Source organism: Bacillus sp. NEAU-CP5 (assembly GCF_026420705.1).
GTDB classification, from domain to species: Bacteria; Bacillota; Bacilli; order Bacillales; family Bacillaceae; genus Bacillus; species Bacillus velezensis.
In genome coordinates this window covers 37,766-53,509 of the sequence record NZ_JAPMOV010000005.1, presented here as the reverse complement: position 1 = coordinate 53,509, position 15,744 = coordinate 37,766, and the positions used below count along the sequence as shown (strand labels likewise).

The window sequence follows — 15,744 nt, the reverse complement described above, 5'->3', positions numbered from 1 at the left end:
TTGCACTTACCAATCCTTATGAAAGGATAAACAGACACATCCACGACGCTTATGAATTTTCATTTTGATGTATACTTGATCACCGTTTACAACTTTTTTGAACACCCAGATTACTTTTCCCTCATGCTTACGGTCAACATCAATAATCGGTCCGTCTACATAATGACTTGGTGTTAAAGTTAAGGTTTCATTCCAGACCTGACTAACTGTTGTCAGTCCAATATCCAATAGCGCTTCTTTCCACTTAACTTTTTTTCCTGATGGATGATTATAAGTTCGTGGTATGAAATCTCTTTTGCCGCTGGAGATTAGTCGTTTAGCTTCTTTCAAAAAGGATTTTGAATCTTTATTATGCAGAAGCTTTCTCCCCCAGTGACATTTGTTATTTTATTTATTTTATAATATTGAATATATAAAGGGTATATACCGAGTATATACAATACCGGTATCAATTGATACCGTTTTGACACGAAAATATTCCTGACAGGAATATTTTTTGTCGACACCTTTCGACATTTGGAAGAGATTACAATGGAGAACAACTTAAATTATAAACTTTCTAAGAATAAATGGAAATAACTTAGTGAAAATTCTCCATAATCTTTATAATCTCTATTATTAGGTAGCAAACGTATTACAAATTTAGTCAGAAAATTCCTTCTCATTTCAAGAAAAGCTTCGCTCATCATAAAGCCAGTACTCTTACAACCGACTTTAAGTTTTCCCCTTAACTTTGACACATTTCATACAAAGATAGGAACAAAGATACGGGTTAAATTATTCATTTTTCCTCTTTGGATCGCACATTAATCTTTTTCTTCATTCTTCCATGGTAATATCTTGTTGAAGCTTTTTAAAAGAAAGGATATGGTCATGAAAGTTTTTGAAGCAAACAGCTTGTTGACCGCTGCCAAACAGCGTGCAAGTGAATACAAAGAACTGCACGGCCAGATGGTCAATCTAAAAAAAGCGTTTCAAGGTATGGCTGACCTCGGTGACAACGACTTTTCAGGCCGGGGTGCTGACAACATCAAAGCCTTTTTCCAAGACCACGCCGGCGTCACAGACAGCTGGCTTGATCTGATCGATATGAAAATCGCATTTCTCACAAGCCTTCCCGGTAAGGTCGAAGATGCCGGACTTTCCAATTCGCATGTGGAGGAATCATTTCTGGAGCATGAGCTCACCCACGCCCTCAGTAAATCAAAGGCGATTATGGAAGAGCAAAAAAAAGACATGCGCTCCATCCTCGGTGAGATCGAAGACATCATCTCGCTCGAATTGTTTTCAACCGAAAACACGGATCAGAAGCTCTCTTCAGCAGACAAAAAAAGAAGCGAAACAATACATAAGCTCGGCAAGCTCGATCACGATCTAATGAATGAATACGCAGAAACCGAAGCGAACGAACAGTTCATCCAAGCTGACTTCCAGCAACTTCAAAATGCCACGGGCAAAGGAAAAAGCGCCACGCCGCTTCACTACAACGCCAAAGCGTACCGTGAAAGCGACATCCATAAGAAAAAAGGCGATATCGCAAGACATTCGGATGCGTATTTGACGATTAAAAAGGAAGAAGCGAAAGAGCGTGAAATCAAGGATCTGAAGAAAAAGCTGGCTGATGGCGTAACCGACCCGGATGAATACTTAGAAATCGCCAAAAAGGTTGGCTATGAGAATCTCACCCCTGAACAGCTTGAATTTGTTTCATTTCTGGAACAGCGTAAAGCTTTCATGGATAACGGAAAAGAAGCATTGCAAATCATAGGTGATGGCGCCAAAGGTCTGCTTGTTGGTGTATACGATCTTGCCAAGGATACCGGTGAAGGAGCACTTCAACTCGGACGGAATATCGGTTGGACAATTGACAACTTAAACAAAGATCCTCAAAAAGTTCTGGATACTGTTCTGGAATACGACTATCTAGGTGTCTTTCAAAGTATGGTTGACACATTGAAGGATGATTGGGATAAAAAGATGATTCACGGGGATGCATATACACGGATGCACTATGTTACTTACTTGGGCGGAAGTCTTCTGTTATTGAAAGGCGGAAAGTCCTCTGTCTCAACAGGCTCAAAAGATCTTGCTAAAGTTGGGAAGGCGGCTAGCGAAAAGATTAAAAATGGCAATCCGTCTGTCAAGCCTTATGCCAATAGATATACCCCTGCATTAGAAGGGATTTTACAAGACGCTGGGAATACTATTAATGTTAAAAATACGCCGCTTTTAAAGAGATTAGTTCAATCAAAGGATGATTTGTTTACTAAAGCCGCACCTTATACTTACAGAGATGAATACGGAAACCTCAAAACAGTTAACTTAAAAATGGGCCATCTTAAAAACCAAAAACATCCTAAAACTGGAGTTCCATATAATAAAGACGGTTTCCCAATTTTCAAAGCAAAATTTGATACGAAGATTGATTCTAAACTTTATAAGGAAAGCGATTATTTACAATTTAAAGATGCAACCTTAAAATTAAAAGAAGAAATTGAAAGAGATCCTTTACTTAGAAATCAATTCAATGACCTTCAAATCGAAATGATAAAAGCTGGTGAAACACCAGACGGATATACTTGGCATCATCACCAAGATTCAGGGAGAATGCAATTAGTTGACCAAAAGGTGCATCGGCAAACAGGCCATACAGGAGGCCGGCACCTTTGGGGTGGAGGAAGTAAGAACAGATAGGAGTTGGTCAATATGACAGAGTGGAGATTCGCCGAAAAACCTATCGGGGAAACAACTGTTAAAAAAATCGAAAAGGCTTTAGATATTAAGTTTCCAAACGACTACATTTCAACTATATTAAACAACAATGGAGCACGCCCAAGTAAAAAGATTTTTGACTATGAAAATACAAAAGGTGCGGTTTTTAATCGATTACATGGTCTAACTGAGGATAGTTCAAGTTTTATTTTAGAGGTTTTAGAAGATTATCAGGATGGAAGAATGCTTTCAGGGATAGTCCCTTTCGCCTGTGATCCTTTCGGTAATGAAATCTGTTTCGATTATCGTCAGAATAAAGAAAATCCATCTGTGGTTTTCTGGGATCATGAAATTGCTTATGAAGACCCTGATGGAGCTTTGAGTCATATATCTGATTCATTTACCGATTTGGTTAATAAACTATACGATGAATAAAAAGATAAGTCCCTTCTCATAACGAGAAGGGATTCTCTTATTTTAGTAGAGCTTCAAGCTTCGCTTTTGTTTTTGGTCCATAAATACCGTCAGCAGACAGGCCGTACATGGACTGGAATCGTTTGACTGCATTTGCTGTTTTCGAGCCATATGCGCCGTCTATTCCGAAATTCTTTGCATTCTTATCCGGGTAGTAATGAAGAGCCGCCAGCGCTGTTTGAATCTGTTTTACGGCCTCCCCTCGGGTCAACGGGCTTGTGACTTTAAAAATGCCCGCAGGCAGTCTGAATTTTGATTTTTGGGTGGATTTAGGCTTTGACGATGTTGCTTTCTTCTTGCCGCCGCTTTTCAGCTCGTTATCGCTTTTGATATAGGAAACATTCACATATCCGTGGAATGTCTGGCCTTTTGAATTGGTGTATTCAACATATCCCCATCCGTTGACAGTTGATCCAAGTTGATATTTTACAACTGTGCCATTCGGCAGGTTAAGCACCATGGAAGAAGAGGCGCTCCGTTGTGTACGTAAAACAAGCCCATCACTTGAAACCACCGTGTTTTTGATGAATCTTCCTGTGTCTGTATGGGTAACATCTGGATTTGATACCACAGGCACCGTTACAACCGCGCCGGCCATTCGCTTTTTAACACGGGTCTTAAAATCGGCAAACCCTTGAGAGTTGCTTACCCACGGCGCCGGGCAAATTTTATGTGTAATGTCATAATGTCGAACAATATCATTGGTTGGGTCAAGTTTGTACATTTTGCACAGCTCGGCACAAACTTGTTCTGCACGGGCAATCGTATCCGGATGGAAAGTGCCGTTCTTTTCAATGCAAAGCTCCACGCCGATAGATAAGAAATTTGCATTCGGCTTCAGCGCCGCGACACCCCGGTAAGGCTGCCCGTTGACGAATTGCTGGACGTCATTCGCGTGATAAGCCACTTCATTCAACGGAATGATGCAAATAGCCTCTGTACGATCGACAAAGATATGTGCAGATGCAAACGTCTGTTTTTTCTCAGATAGATTTCTGTTCTGTGCGGGGAGCGTTTGGCCAAAATATCTATAATGATTGGCAGCAGACGCGCCGGGGTTTGCCGTGTAATGTACAGCCAGTTTCTTCACGCCGTTGTTTTTGATTCCCGGCCGCGTCCATTTATTAATATCAATATATTGGTTTTTAAATGCTGACATAAAAAATCTCTCCTATTCTGTTTTGAAATATAAAAAGGCCGCCGAACGGCAGCCCTTACTTGGTTAAATCATGCTGTTTTAAAACGGCTTTTTGCTTATGGCCTTTTTCAGTCACATAGTTGTTTTTGAACCATGCTACCAGTGACATGATGATCGTAAAACCGATGGAGCTGCCTAAATAAACCGCGTCCGCAAGGTCATTCACTTGATCATCTGCAATCGGTAGCACATCCTTACCAAACATCACTAAAATTTGGTTTACGAGAGCAATAAAAAGAAGCACAGTGCGGACGACTGTACCTTTGTCGAATTTTTTCATATGTTGTTTTCCTCCTTATTTTTGCAGCAGGTTATACATGATCGCGATAGCCCCGCCGATAAATCCGGTGCTGACGGCCGTTATTATGGCTCCTGTGATGGTCCGTTTAATCCAAGTCGTATTTTCATCAATTTTGTTCAGCTTCTCGTTTAATGAAATGATTTGCTGATCATGCCTGTCTGAAGAACGCTCGAGGACACTCACTCGCTGTTCAAGAGTCTTTTGCCCGGCTTTAACCTCTGTCATTTCTTTTTGTAAAGCATTCACTTCCGGTACCTCCGTCATTTGTGACATTAGTACGCCCCCCTTTTATCTATCTCATACGCTTCACCTCCTTCGAGGCAAAATAAATACACCTATTCGGTTACAGGTGCTGGTTCACTAAGGCCTTCATTTGCTGACAGTGCAGCATTTAATTGTTCTTGAAGTTCCTTTCGCTTCTTTTCCGAAAATGTATATAAAGCCTTGTATTCGGCGCGTTCCTTATTCTTTTGATTCAATTCTTCCTGGAGTGAAATGGAGTTATAGATTTCAATCTGTAGCTGTTCCTGAAGCTGCTCTTTTGTCATTTCTTGCATCCTGTTCCCCTCCCTATTCTTGATCTGGATACGCATTACCGCGCTCTTTTGCTGTAATTTCATCATATTCCGCTTGTGTGATGCGGCCTTTCTCAACAGCCTTTTTCATTTCAACGGTCAAAACAGTTCCATTTTTCCAGCAGTCTTCAAAAAAACCGAAGAGAACGCTTCGATTCTCCAATGACATTTCCTCCGCTTCTTATGATTGATTCATTAAGAGATTGCAAACACGCTGAAGATCAAGAGTTCTGGCTTTCAAATTTTCCTCTTCATCAGTTTGAGAACCTTCGCTTTCTTCTTTAATACGTTCAATATCTTCCGTTGATAAGCCCTCAGTCCAGCAGTTATTTTCAAAATCTCTTTTAACCATAAAAAACTGTTCGGCCGGAGCCTCATAAAAACCTTCAGGTGGCTCGCGATCTTCAGAATTCTGATAAAACACATCGTTTACAAAACCTTCTTTATCAACTCCTAAAAAAGTTTTCATGGCAATCCCACCTATTTATCTTTTGGTCTAAAATGAATGTTGCTAATTGACACTTCATATTCTCGGCCGTCAGTCGGTCCATAGAATAGCTTTACATCGCCGCTAGGATACACAGTAAAACGTTCCTTTCCAGTTCCATTCCAAACGTAAGCAGGAAAGATTTGCTGATACTCCGGTGCAACTTCTTCAGGCAAACTGCAAATTACATAATCACGCAGTTCCCCAGCACCCATTTTCCTCAAAAAGCCCCGCAACATTACATCGCCGCTTTCATTAATTCGATATCTAACTGGACCAAAAGAGCCTCCTTTACTTGCGAAAGGGCTCATAACCTGCAAGAATTCCCACCCACTGTCTTTATTTCTTATCACAAATCTTGATTTTTTGTGCTCCAAAACCGCTTCATATCTATCTCCAACTAAGCCGTCGTAATTTACAGTGTTTTTCAACTGCATAACAACCTCATTGTTCAGCGAAAAATCAAAATATGTGCCAGCTGAATCACGAGTATCAATTTGATTTTGTGAATAGATTTTCAGGGCCGAAGTATAAGTTTCTTCCGGAAATGTTTTGCCTCCGTCTATCGTAATTGTGCCATTCTCGATTAACACACGGTTTATATCATATTCAACATTACCGCTTTTATCTTCAGATTGCCTTCTTTGTGAGAATGATGAAGCTGTCAATTCTAAAACATCATATTCTAACCAATTTGCTCTTTTTCTTTGATATATTGTACCCGCTTCAATATAGGCAGTTAGTGAATCCGAGTTTGAGATTGGCTCAAACCGGGCTCCTTTTATCAAAGAACCTTCTATCGTGATCCCCTTGATCGTGCCGGCATTTATTTTATCAGCAGACAAATTGGCGATTTTTGCGTTTGTAATTGCGCCGTCAACGATATGCGCAGTGTCAATTATGGCCGTTCCGAGATGCGCCTTTTTAATTGCGGCGTTCGCAATAGCAGCAGATCCTACCGCCGCGTCTGCAATTTTCGCTGATGTTATTGCGGCTGATTGAATATTGGCTGAACCGACCGCAAGGTTTGCAAGATAGTTATTCGTGATGACCCCATCAACCAGGGCTACGTCATAGGGACTGTAGCCATATTCTTTAATTACCGCTCCTTTTCTGACTTGAATTTTTCTTACGACATAACTGCAATTACTGTTATCATCCGAACCACGGCCGCCCAAACCAATTGTGTAATTATTACCGGTTTCTGGTGCCGTGAATTGAATATTCACTCTCACGAATTCATCAGCCGGGTAATTGCTTATGTCAGTGAGCCCGCTTGCATCCAATGAAATGAATGTGCTGCCTTTTTTTAGATGATTCCAAGATATATCTGTTGTATTATTTCGTTTCACTTCAAAAGACAAAGTATATACTTGATCTTTCACAAGCGCCATCGTCTGTTTTACAGAGAGTTGACAAACACCAAAAGCCTTGGCGCCATCCTGATAAATTGTCATTTCATTGAATTCTTTTTTGTCTATCGTGTACTTGGCGCCTGAATAGGCATACCACCAGTTGCTATCCAACAATGAACCCGGCAAAATATTGGCATCATCAAAGTTTCTGGAAAGCTTATCAGCATCAACGGCCAGCTCAGCCAGTTTTTCTTTTGTGATCGCTCCGAAAACAATGTCCTCAGTCAGAATACGCTTAGTGGTCGCGGAAAATTGATCCGTGAATTCGCTTGCTGTGCCCCGTGTGTTGATTGAGCGCAAGCGATAATACCAAACTTCATTTACTCCCGTAAAATGCTCGTATCCGCCTGTTTTGCCTCTGAAAATACGATTCTCTTTTAATGGGGTGAATCCATTTACTTGTGAAGCATACACCTCATAGGCTGCAATATAACTGGACGGATCATAGTCCCATGTCAGGGTCACATTCTGAAACATTGGCTTGACCACTACATTCGATGGAACAGGTGGGGCTCTATCAGGGAAACTGCCATCAGTAACCTCGCCGGCATCCGGTTTACTTTCCCAAGTACCGCGATTTTTTTCAATTACGCTTTCAATTTGATCAATACGGCCGTCCTTTTGTAAAGCTGATAAAAATTGGCCGATCTCAACGACGCATGTATTATCAGGATCGGTAATATCGTATTCCATTGAAATAACGCGCTGCGACGTCTCAATTGGGATAGCAAAGTTTCGATCAATTGCGATCGTTGTATCTCCCAATTCCACATGTTCGTGTTCGTGTCCCGGCACGCTCTCGAGCAGTTGCACGGACAGCTCATAATTGATTTCTGTCTTGCATGCAGTCGTAATCAAATGATTATATGTGGCCTTTAAGAGCTCTTCCGGCTCCGTTATGTCTTCATTATTGAACTGGCCTTCCCTATGGATCAACTTTCCATCTTTAAGGCGCCCCAATCGTTCTAATAAATCCGGATCGCCAACCCATTCCTGGCCTAAAGGCTTATCGACCGGGTCGCCTTTTGATTTTTTCCATTCCACTTCAGAGAAATCAATAAAACGAGAATAGCCGCCCGTTTCCTCTCCATCCTCATCCGTAGATGCTATGGATGCTCCGTAACCCCAAAGGGCTGTCACCGGGTAACTGATAACAGTCCGCCGGATATTCGTTGTATCCTTATCACTCTCAAAGCGCTTCCCGCTGTCTTTACCGCGACGAGGAAGTATTTTTATGATTCGTTTAACGACCTTATTTCCATCAAATTCTATAGTGTCCTGAAGCTCTCCGCCCCATATATTGATCACATCAGCGATACAATCCAACGCTGTTTTTTTATAGAAGGTAGTCGAATTCACTCCAAGCTCCGCCGTTACTTCCGCCACCCATCTTGACCGAGAAAGAACATTATCCAGTACAAACTGAGCAGTTTTATTGGTAGGGCGAAAATCTTTTACAAAGGTTTCAGCAAGCTCCATCATGGCAGCTTCACAGGTAACCTGAGTGTTAATCTCTCCTTCTTCACTTGTATCATCCAGTTCCTTGATGACAAACAGACGCATTACACCGTCCTTATCCTTGAATACCACTTGATTCTCTTCGAATAGGAAGCGCGCGTCAGGGTGGGAGGCATCGGCTACAAAAGAAAAAGAAGAGCCCTTGTTGAGCTCTTCCTTGTATTTAGCATCCCAAAACGTACAGGTTTCTCGTCCGTGGCTGGACAGCACTGTCAATAATTTATCATCTGGTGAAAGTATATAAATGTCAGCCATGACCGGACCTCCTTACAAATATGCCTCATTAAATTTGATGCTGCTCTTATGACTGAACTTGATTTTAACTGGCGTCCTGGGCGGCAGCAGAAACCAATCTGATTGAATTTGAAGTGCTGTCATGATTAAATTACCGCTGCAAGTGACCTTTCTTTTTGCTGAATCAATTACAAGAGTGTCACCAGCGATGAAATCGTACAGCAGCTTGATCGTTTTCGATACAGACCCATCAGCATTAAGAAGAGCCACCTCATATGAAGTGGCTTTCTCTTCAAAAACGCATTCGATTGTTGGGTCTGCGGCTGCATAGCCCGGATTAGTAATAGTTTGAACACCTGAATTAAATTCAAAATCCTTCGCCGGGCCGTATTTTTTTGGATCGGGACAGATAAAAGTCAATGTTGCAGTTTGAAAGCCTCCCTGTTCTTCGCCTTCTGAAATGCTTTCAAAGACAGCATTATAGACTCTGTCAGGCTCATCGTGAAAAATTAACGGTTTAGGTTCTTCGGTGTGCAGAATAAAAGTCAGTTCCTCCTGCTTTTTCTTCAGCTCTTCTTCACTGCTGAAGGCAAAAAGAACCTCCACGGTTATGACTCTTACAGGGATTCTTGTGTCCCGCAGGAAACCGCCGGGGCGATTCCCGATAGTGGCTGTATTCACTTCTCTTCCTGTCACTCCCCGGCCGCCCGTCGACTTCACATAAAAGAAGGGTGATATATCAATGCCGTCAAACGTGATTTTCCATTGATTAGGCAGCAGTTCCTGATAATTGATCAATTAAATCTATCCCTCCTTGCGTTTGACCTTTTTTGTGCGTTTGTGACAGGCTTTTCTACTCCTTGACCGACCTTCTTGCTGTCCATCTCAATAACAATCATCCTGTCAGGCAATTCAAGGTTCCGGATGTCCGCGCTCAATTCTTTTCTAACGGTGCCAAGTTCACCGCTAGAAATGGATGTGTCATATGCAAAATTCATATCCTCTTGCTGAATAGTCATAGCTTCACTGACGGCTCCCATAGCTTTTTGAACAGTGCCGATACCATTCTGAATCCCCACAGCGATACCAGCAGGAACCATGATCCCCACCTGATCCCGCATCAATCTGGATGGGGAGTGGATTTTCAATTTTTTCTTAATGGTTTTCTCAATTGTCGAGGCGATGGAATTTGCTTCTTTCGCCAGCTCGCCTTGCATATTCTTCATTCCAGAAATAATGCCAGCCATTGTATTTGAACCGATGGCTTTTCCGCTTTTCTTAAGAGAACCAAGCTGTTTTACATCCACTGTAAGCTCCCCAATTTTGCGGAGATAGTCATTTTTCAAAAGTGCCAGTTCTTTATTTGCGGCAGATCGTAATTCAACTATTTTCTTGGTTGTCTCGTTCTTCAGTCCGGTTAATTCTTTTTCCGCCTGAGTGCTCGCCAGCTTATGCTTTTCCTGCCACAGTTTGACATACTCATTTAACTCGGAATCTGTCATGCGTGAAATCGCATTAATCTGATCAGCTGACCCGATACCCATTTCTTTCAATTCATCTGTGAACGCCTTCGGTGCCCGACCTGCTATTTTTGAAATGTCATTGTTGAACGTTTTGATCTTGTCCAGCTGCTTTTTAAGATTTGCAGTCAGCTTGGAGCCATTCACATTTTGACTTGAGACATCGTCAAATAGACCGATGGCGTTATAGATCGCGTCAGTTCGGTCTTGCAGCTCTTTTTTATAGGCATCATTGGCCGCCTTAATATCGGCAGTCAGTTTATCATTCACACTTTTGAATTTTGAGAGATAAGTATTGTTTGCAGAAAGAATGCCCTTGTTAAGTTTGTCAGCCGCTTTCTTTTCGGCTTCCTTCTGCTTTCTGGCCTTATCAGCCATCGTTTTTTGAGTCTGATAGATTTCCCGTTGAACCTTTATTTGCTGGTCAGAATTCAGCTTGTTCTTCTTCTTGATTTTCTCAAGCGTTTTGATATAGGTATTCCCGCTGATTTTTCCTGTATCGTATTTTGCCTCAGCTTTCTTAATCTGATCTGATACTTTCTTGGTATACGCCAGTTTCGCCTTCGCTTCCTTGCGCTGTTGCTCTTTTAGAAGCTTCTTCTGTTTATCAGAGGCGCTTTTGGATGCCTGATATATCTCGCGCTGGATTTTTCGGTTTTGCTCGCTGGTAAGCTTGTTTTGCTTCTGAATCTTCTGCAATGTTTTGATATACGTATCGGCGCCCATTTTCTTGGTGTCATACTTCACTTCAGCGTTCTTAATTTTGTTGGATACCTTTACCTCAGCCGCCTTCTGAGCCGCTTTCGCTGCTTTTGCCGCGGCCGCTTTTACTTTGCCCTGAGATTTATCAATACCAGCCGCCATACCGGTACCGACGTGATAGCCGACCTGGTCACGCATTACCCTTGATGGAGAATGGATTCCCAGAAGTTTTTTCATGCCGTTTGGGATAGCATTTGCCATTGATTTCACTTTGCTCGCTAATGCTCCCGCCATGCTACTGATACCATTTATTAAGCCTTGGATGATGTTGCGGCCAATGGATTTGAGATTAATGCCTTTAAAAAAGCTCATAACACCATTCCAAATGCTCTTTATTTTGCTCTTAACATTGTTCATGATGTTTGAGATAGCAGATTTCATGGCATTAAAGGTCGTTTTAGCAGTTGAGGTTAGTCCTTTCCAAATGGTCGTTACTGCTTTTTTAATTCCATTCCACACGGTAGAGAACACTATCTTTAATCCATTAAGTAAATTAGTGAAGAATGTCTTTAAACCATTCCATGTGGCTTTTCCGGCTGTAACGATAGCCTTCCAAATGGCTGTCACTGCTGTTTTTATTCCATTCCAAATAGTCGAAAAGACTTTTTTCAATCCGTTAAGGAGATTATTAAAGAACGTTTTCAGGCCGTTCCAAGTAGTTTTCCCGACAGAAACCATGCCTTTCCAGACCGCCGTGACCGCTGTCTTGATTCCGTTCCAGACAGCTGAAAATACCTTCTTTACTCCGTTCCACAAATTGGTGAAGAATGTTTTTAATCCATTCCAGACGGATTTCCCAACCGACACAATACCTTTCCAAGTGGAAGTAGCAAATGACTTAATGCCGTTCCATACCGTTGTGAATGCAGTTTTCATCCCATTCCAGACTGATGAAAAGAATGTTTTCAAGCCATTCCAAGTGGATTTACCTACACTGATTATTCCGTTCCACACAGTTGTGGCGAAGGATTTTATAGCGTTCCAAACAGTTGTGAAAATAGTTTTGTACAGATTGAATTCCCATTTAAAGAAGGCTGATAGCCCTTTCCAAATGGTTTTAGCAGCCGAAACAATTCCATTCCAAACAGTGGAGAAAAACGACGTTATTGCGTTCCATGTTGATGTTGCCGCTGTTTTAATGCCTTCCCATACAGATTGGAGCCACTGAGATATGACGCCCCAAACTTGAAGGGTGTACTGCTTGACCTTGTCCCAATTGGCAATAATGAGGACAACCAAGGCTATAACAGCCGCTGTAATCCACCCGATAGGCCCCATTGCGATTACCCATGATGCTGCCATGCGCGCCGCATTTGCCGCTGCTTGAGCCGCCAGAATGACCAAGCGTTTACCAAATAAGATCATTTGCTTAATTCCTGCCGCCAACATTGACACAAACGAACTGATTTTTGCCGCAGTCCACGCCGCTGCCATACGTGTTGCTTGAGCTGCTGATTTTGCTGCTAAAACAGTTATTCTGGCAATGAAAAGTCCCATCTGCTTAATGCCGTTTTTCAGCATTGTTATAAAAGAACCGATTTTCATCGCAGTCCATGATGTTGCCATTTTCACAGCATTAGCTGTTGCCTTTGCTGCCATAACGGTATATCTCGCAATGAATTGCCCTATAGTAGCTATCGCTGATTTTAATTGGGTGATCAATCCGGCCATTCTAATTCCGGATGCGGCAGAACTGAAACTCCGAATATATCGAGCAGCAGTCATAAAATCTTTAAGACCGTTGGTAACAGCGCTGACCGCTACTATCGCCGGAACAATAGCTCTTAAAGCACCGATTAATGAGATGCCCGCAGCAATGAACTTCCCGATTGCTGGGTTTGCCTCCATCGCCGCATTAGTAAATTTCAAAAAACCGTTTACATTCTCCAAAATCGTTTTTCCGAGTGGAGCCATGCCGACAAGCAAGTTGATGATAGTCTTCGCGATCTGCCCCAATGTGCTCCATACTGTAGGGCCGTTGGTTTTGATATAGTCAATGAACGATTGAAATTCTTTTGTTTTCGTAACGCTACCAGCCCACTCATTGAACCGCTTGGTCAGATCTACGAGTGACGTCATCATGTCCTGAGACATAGGAGCGAATCCAGTAAACAGCTTTGTCAGGCCGCCGGAAAAGTTTCTGATGATCTGTAGCAGTTTCGGGCCGTTGGTTTTTGTATACTCCACGAAAGCCTGAAATTTCTTTGAAGAACCCAAGTTCGCTGACCATTTCACCCATGATTGGGTCATTCCTTCGATGGATTTTGTCATGCTCTTTCCGGTCGGTCCGAATGCTACGATCAGATTAAAAACTGTCCGTAAGACATTCCCGGCAGATCGGCCGAATGAAGCAAACGCCTTCGGAGCTTCTTTGTTCAGATAGGAAATGAATCTCTGCATGTCCGGAGCTTTAAAGGCTTTGTCCATGCTTTTCGCCAGTCCCACGCCCTCTTTCGCCAGTCCGTCAAACATTGGAATGAGTGAGTTGAGAGCGAGTTTAAACGTATTTAGAGACATACCGAATGTTTTCAAGATCGGCTTTTGAACCATCGTACCGATGTCCCGCCAGTTGTCTTTAAAGTCTTCGAGGTTCTTTAATGCCTCTCTCTCTTCTTTTCCAAGAGATTTTTGCAGATTATTGATCTGTTTCATGATTTTAGCGCGCTCTTTTGCGCTTGTTGCATTGTCCAGCTTCTCCTGCAGCTTTGCAAGGTCTTCAGATGCTTTGAATACACCGCTTATTGAAGTAATAGCCAGGGCACCGAATGCCGCCGCGCCTGTTCCCGCTGTTGCAAATGCACTGGTTAACCCCATTACTCCGCCGGCTGCCACCCCGAGCATAGGACCCAATGAGCCGATTACCCCGACAATACTTGCAAGGGCTGGCGAAATTGCAGGGAGTAGGGACGTTAGTGCCCCGGCAATTGAATGACCGATGACTGTTGAAACTGAGTTTGTAATCTTGGCAAGCCTGTTCATTGACGTTTCAAACCGATCAATTCGAGCCTCTATACTGATCCATACTCTTCTCGGTAAGGACGCCAGAGCAGCGCGAGCCGTTGCCACAGAGCGCATAAGCGCAGCCGTGTTTCCGTTTATGACCGTGGTAATTCTGTTTGGCAGTGAAGCCAAAGCTGAACGGACTGCCGAAACCCCGCGCATGATAGGCGACGCGGCCGCATTAAAAGTGGTAGTTACGTTATGAGATACTGATGCTATGGCTGACCGCGCAACAGCGACAGCACGCCCTAAAGGAGTGGGATTTCCGTCTATCGTCGTTGTGATTCTGTTCGCCACCGCCGATAGCCCTGCTTTAGCGCGTGCCAATGCGGAAGATAACGGCCGCACATTCCCCATTAATTGCGTGGTGACAGTTTGGGGAATCTGTCTTAATCTTTGCTTCGCCCAATTGATGGCCCGAGTTAAAGGGTCTGAATCCGCATCTAAATCAACTCGCGTGCGTTGATGTCGATGAACAAAGTTATCTATTTGTTGCGCCGCCTGCCGTACTCTTGCCTGAAAGCTGGCAATCTCGGCGTCAACCTCGACTGTGTGATGATCAGCCATCCGGCGCATTATATCGTTGACACGATCCATACTGCGATTAAATTTTCTTGTCTGTGCTTCAACTATTGCTGTCAGTCTTTCGATCATTCCCTCACCCCATTCCTTGTCCGGATTTTGCAAAGTGGTTGCGGATTGCATCATTAAACCGCTGAACCCCTTTGGCTCGCTTGCCGAGCTCGTTTACATCTGTCTTACGCCATTTGTCGTTATCGCCAGTGATATTGCGCTCCAATTGGCGTCTGGCCTTCTTCGCATCAAACATTTTCGTTTCTTTGGGGCGCTTCTCATTCATGGCGTAACGGTGAAACATGGCGTTTCTTGCCATAAGCTCCAATTCATCTATTTCTCGCAACTTGGCCCCTTTGAGCAGAAGCTTGTACTCGTTAGGAGTCCATGACATGATTAAATCCACATCATAAACCTTGAGCCAACGTGCGGAATTCGTAATTATTTGGTCGTAGTCGATCCCGTTCTCTCTTTGTACGCCTCTTTCATCATCTTCAGGACTTCCTTGCCGTTCTCTTCGTCCTCCAGCCGTTTCGCTTCCATTTCCGGTGTTTCGTTTGGAGCCGGTTTCTTCCCTTTGTTCATCTTCTCCATCATCTTCCACCGCTGACGGATCACGCCTCTGAAAAAACCCGCTGAGTCCAATGTCGTAAATGCTTCATTGATCATCTTGTCAATTGCGTCACCTGTTTCGTCTTCATCAATGATTTTTATGATTGCTTCCTCAATAGCCTCAGTTGATGGCTTTTCTTTCTTCAAGTAAGCAAGTGCGCAATCCCAAAAAGCAGAAAGATAGGAAGCCTCTTCGTTGAGCAAGCTCATGTAAATATTCATTGTGCCGCCTTTGCCCTTTTCGTCCGCAGTGGAATATTTTTCGTTTGCTAATCTGTCAAAAGCAAAGTCGCAACGTGATTTGTATTCTTTATCTCCGATAGTTAAGTAAGCCATTTATAAAACCTCCGATTATTGTTGTAT

Annotated in this window: 14 protein-coding genes; 2 read left to right on the top strand and 12 right to left on the bottom strand. The window is 42.9% G+C overall.

The window, feature by feature from the left end; translation table 11 throughout:
• Positions 1-6: 6 nt before the first annotated feature.
• Positions 7-330, bottom strand: coding sequence for a hypothetical protein (locus OTK50_RS15660; RefSeq protein ID WP_213390675.1), 324 nt, complete (start codon positions 328-330; stop codon positions 7-9).
• A 543-nt stretch (positions 331-873) separates the two neighbouring features.
• Between OTK50_RS15660 and OTK50_RS15655 the strand changes: the two genes are divergently transcribed.
• Positions 874-2,694: a T7SS effector LXG polymorphic toxin gene (locus tag OTK50_RS15655; protein ID WP_266121953.1), complete on the top strand. Its 1,821-nt coding sequence runs from the start codon at positions 874-876 to the stop codon at positions 2,692-2,694.
• Between the two features lie 12 nt (positions 2,695-2,706).
• Positions 2,707-3,147 carry an SMI1/KNR4 family protein gene (locus tag OTK50_RS15650; RefSeq protein WP_129091951.1) on the top strand — a complete coding sequence of 147 codons (441 nt, stop codon included), beginning with the start codon at positions 2,707-2,709 and terminating at the stop codon, positions 3,145-3,147.
• 37 nt (positions 3,148-3,184) lie between these two features.
• On the opposite strand, the gene OTK50_RS15645 is transcribed toward OTK50_RS15650, so the two are convergent.
• The 11 genes from OTK50_RS15645 to OTK50_RS15595 form a co-directional block, all read right to left on the bottom strand.
• Positions 3,185-4,345, bottom strand: coding sequence for an N-acetylmuramoyl-L-alanine amidase (locus OTK50_RS15645; RefSeq protein ID WP_266121952.1), 1,161 nt, complete (start codon positions 4,343-4,345; stop codon positions 3,185-3,187).
• A 55-nt stretch (positions 4,346-4,400) separates the two neighbouring features.
• Positions 4,401-4,664 (bottom strand): phage holin, encoded by a 264-nt coding sequence (locus OTK50_RS15640; RefSeq protein WP_266121951.1) that lies wholly within the window; start codon positions 4,662-4,664, stop codon positions 4,401-4,403.
• A 15-nt stretch (positions 4,665-4,679) separates the two neighbouring features.
• A complete protein-coding gene (locus tag OTK50_RS15635) occupies positions 4,680-4,949 on the bottom strand; it encodes a hemolysin XhlA family protein (protein WP_374107373.1) in 270 nt (89 codons plus the stop codon).
• A gap of 71 nt (positions 4,950-5,020) precedes the next feature.
• Positions 5,021-5,242, bottom strand: coding sequence for a hypothetical protein (locus OTK50_RS15630; RefSeq protein WP_213390678.1), 222 nt, complete (start codon positions 5,240-5,242; stop codon positions 5,021-5,023).
• Between the two features lie 13 nt (positions 5,243-5,255).
• Entirely contained in the window at positions 5,256-5,423 is a 168-nt protein-coding gene (locus OTK50_RS15625) for an XkdX family protein (protein ID WP_014304515.1), read from the bottom strand.
• Positions 5,424-5,441: 18 nt separating this feature from the next.
• Positions 5,442-5,729, bottom strand: a complete 288-nt coding sequence (locus OTK50_RS15620) for a hypothetical protein (protein ID WP_150941149.1) — start codon at positions 5,727-5,729, stop codon at positions 5,442-5,444.
• An 11-nt stretch (positions 5,730-5,740) separates the two neighbouring features.
• On the bottom strand, positions 5,741-8,935 hold the full coding sequence (locus OTK50_RS15615; protein WP_266121949.1) for a phage tail spike protein: 3,195 nt from the start codon (positions 8,933-8,935) through the stop codon (positions 5,741-5,743).
• A gap of 12 nt (positions 8,936-8,947) precedes the next feature.
• Positions 8,948-9,712, bottom strand: coding sequence for a distal tail protein Dit (locus tag OTK50_RS15610; protein ID WP_014304512.1), 765 nt, complete (start codon positions 9,710-9,712; stop codon positions 8,948-8,950).
• Positions 9,709-14,850 (bottom strand): hypothetical protein, encoded by a 5,142-nt coding sequence (locus OTK50_RS15605; RefSeq protein WP_266121948.1) that lies wholly within the window; start codon positions 14,848-14,850, stop codon positions 9,709-9,711. Before OTK50_RS15605 ends, OTK50_RS15610 begins: the two co-directional genes overlap by 4 nt.
• A 4-nt stretch (positions 14,851-14,854) precedes the next feature.
• On the bottom strand, positions 14,855-15,163 hold the full coding sequence (locus OTK50_RS15600; protein ID WP_095315853.1) for a hypothetical protein: 309 nt from the start codon (positions 15,161-15,163) through the stop codon (positions 14,855-14,857).
• A 47-nt stretch (positions 15,164-15,210) separates the two neighbouring features.
• Positions 15,211-15,717: a tail assembly chaperone gene (locus OTK50_RS15595; RefSeq protein ID WP_266121946.1), complete on the bottom strand. Its 507-nt coding sequence runs from the start codon at positions 15,715-15,717 to the stop codon at positions 15,211-15,213.
• Between the last annotated feature and the right edge of the window lie 27 nt (positions 15,718-15,744).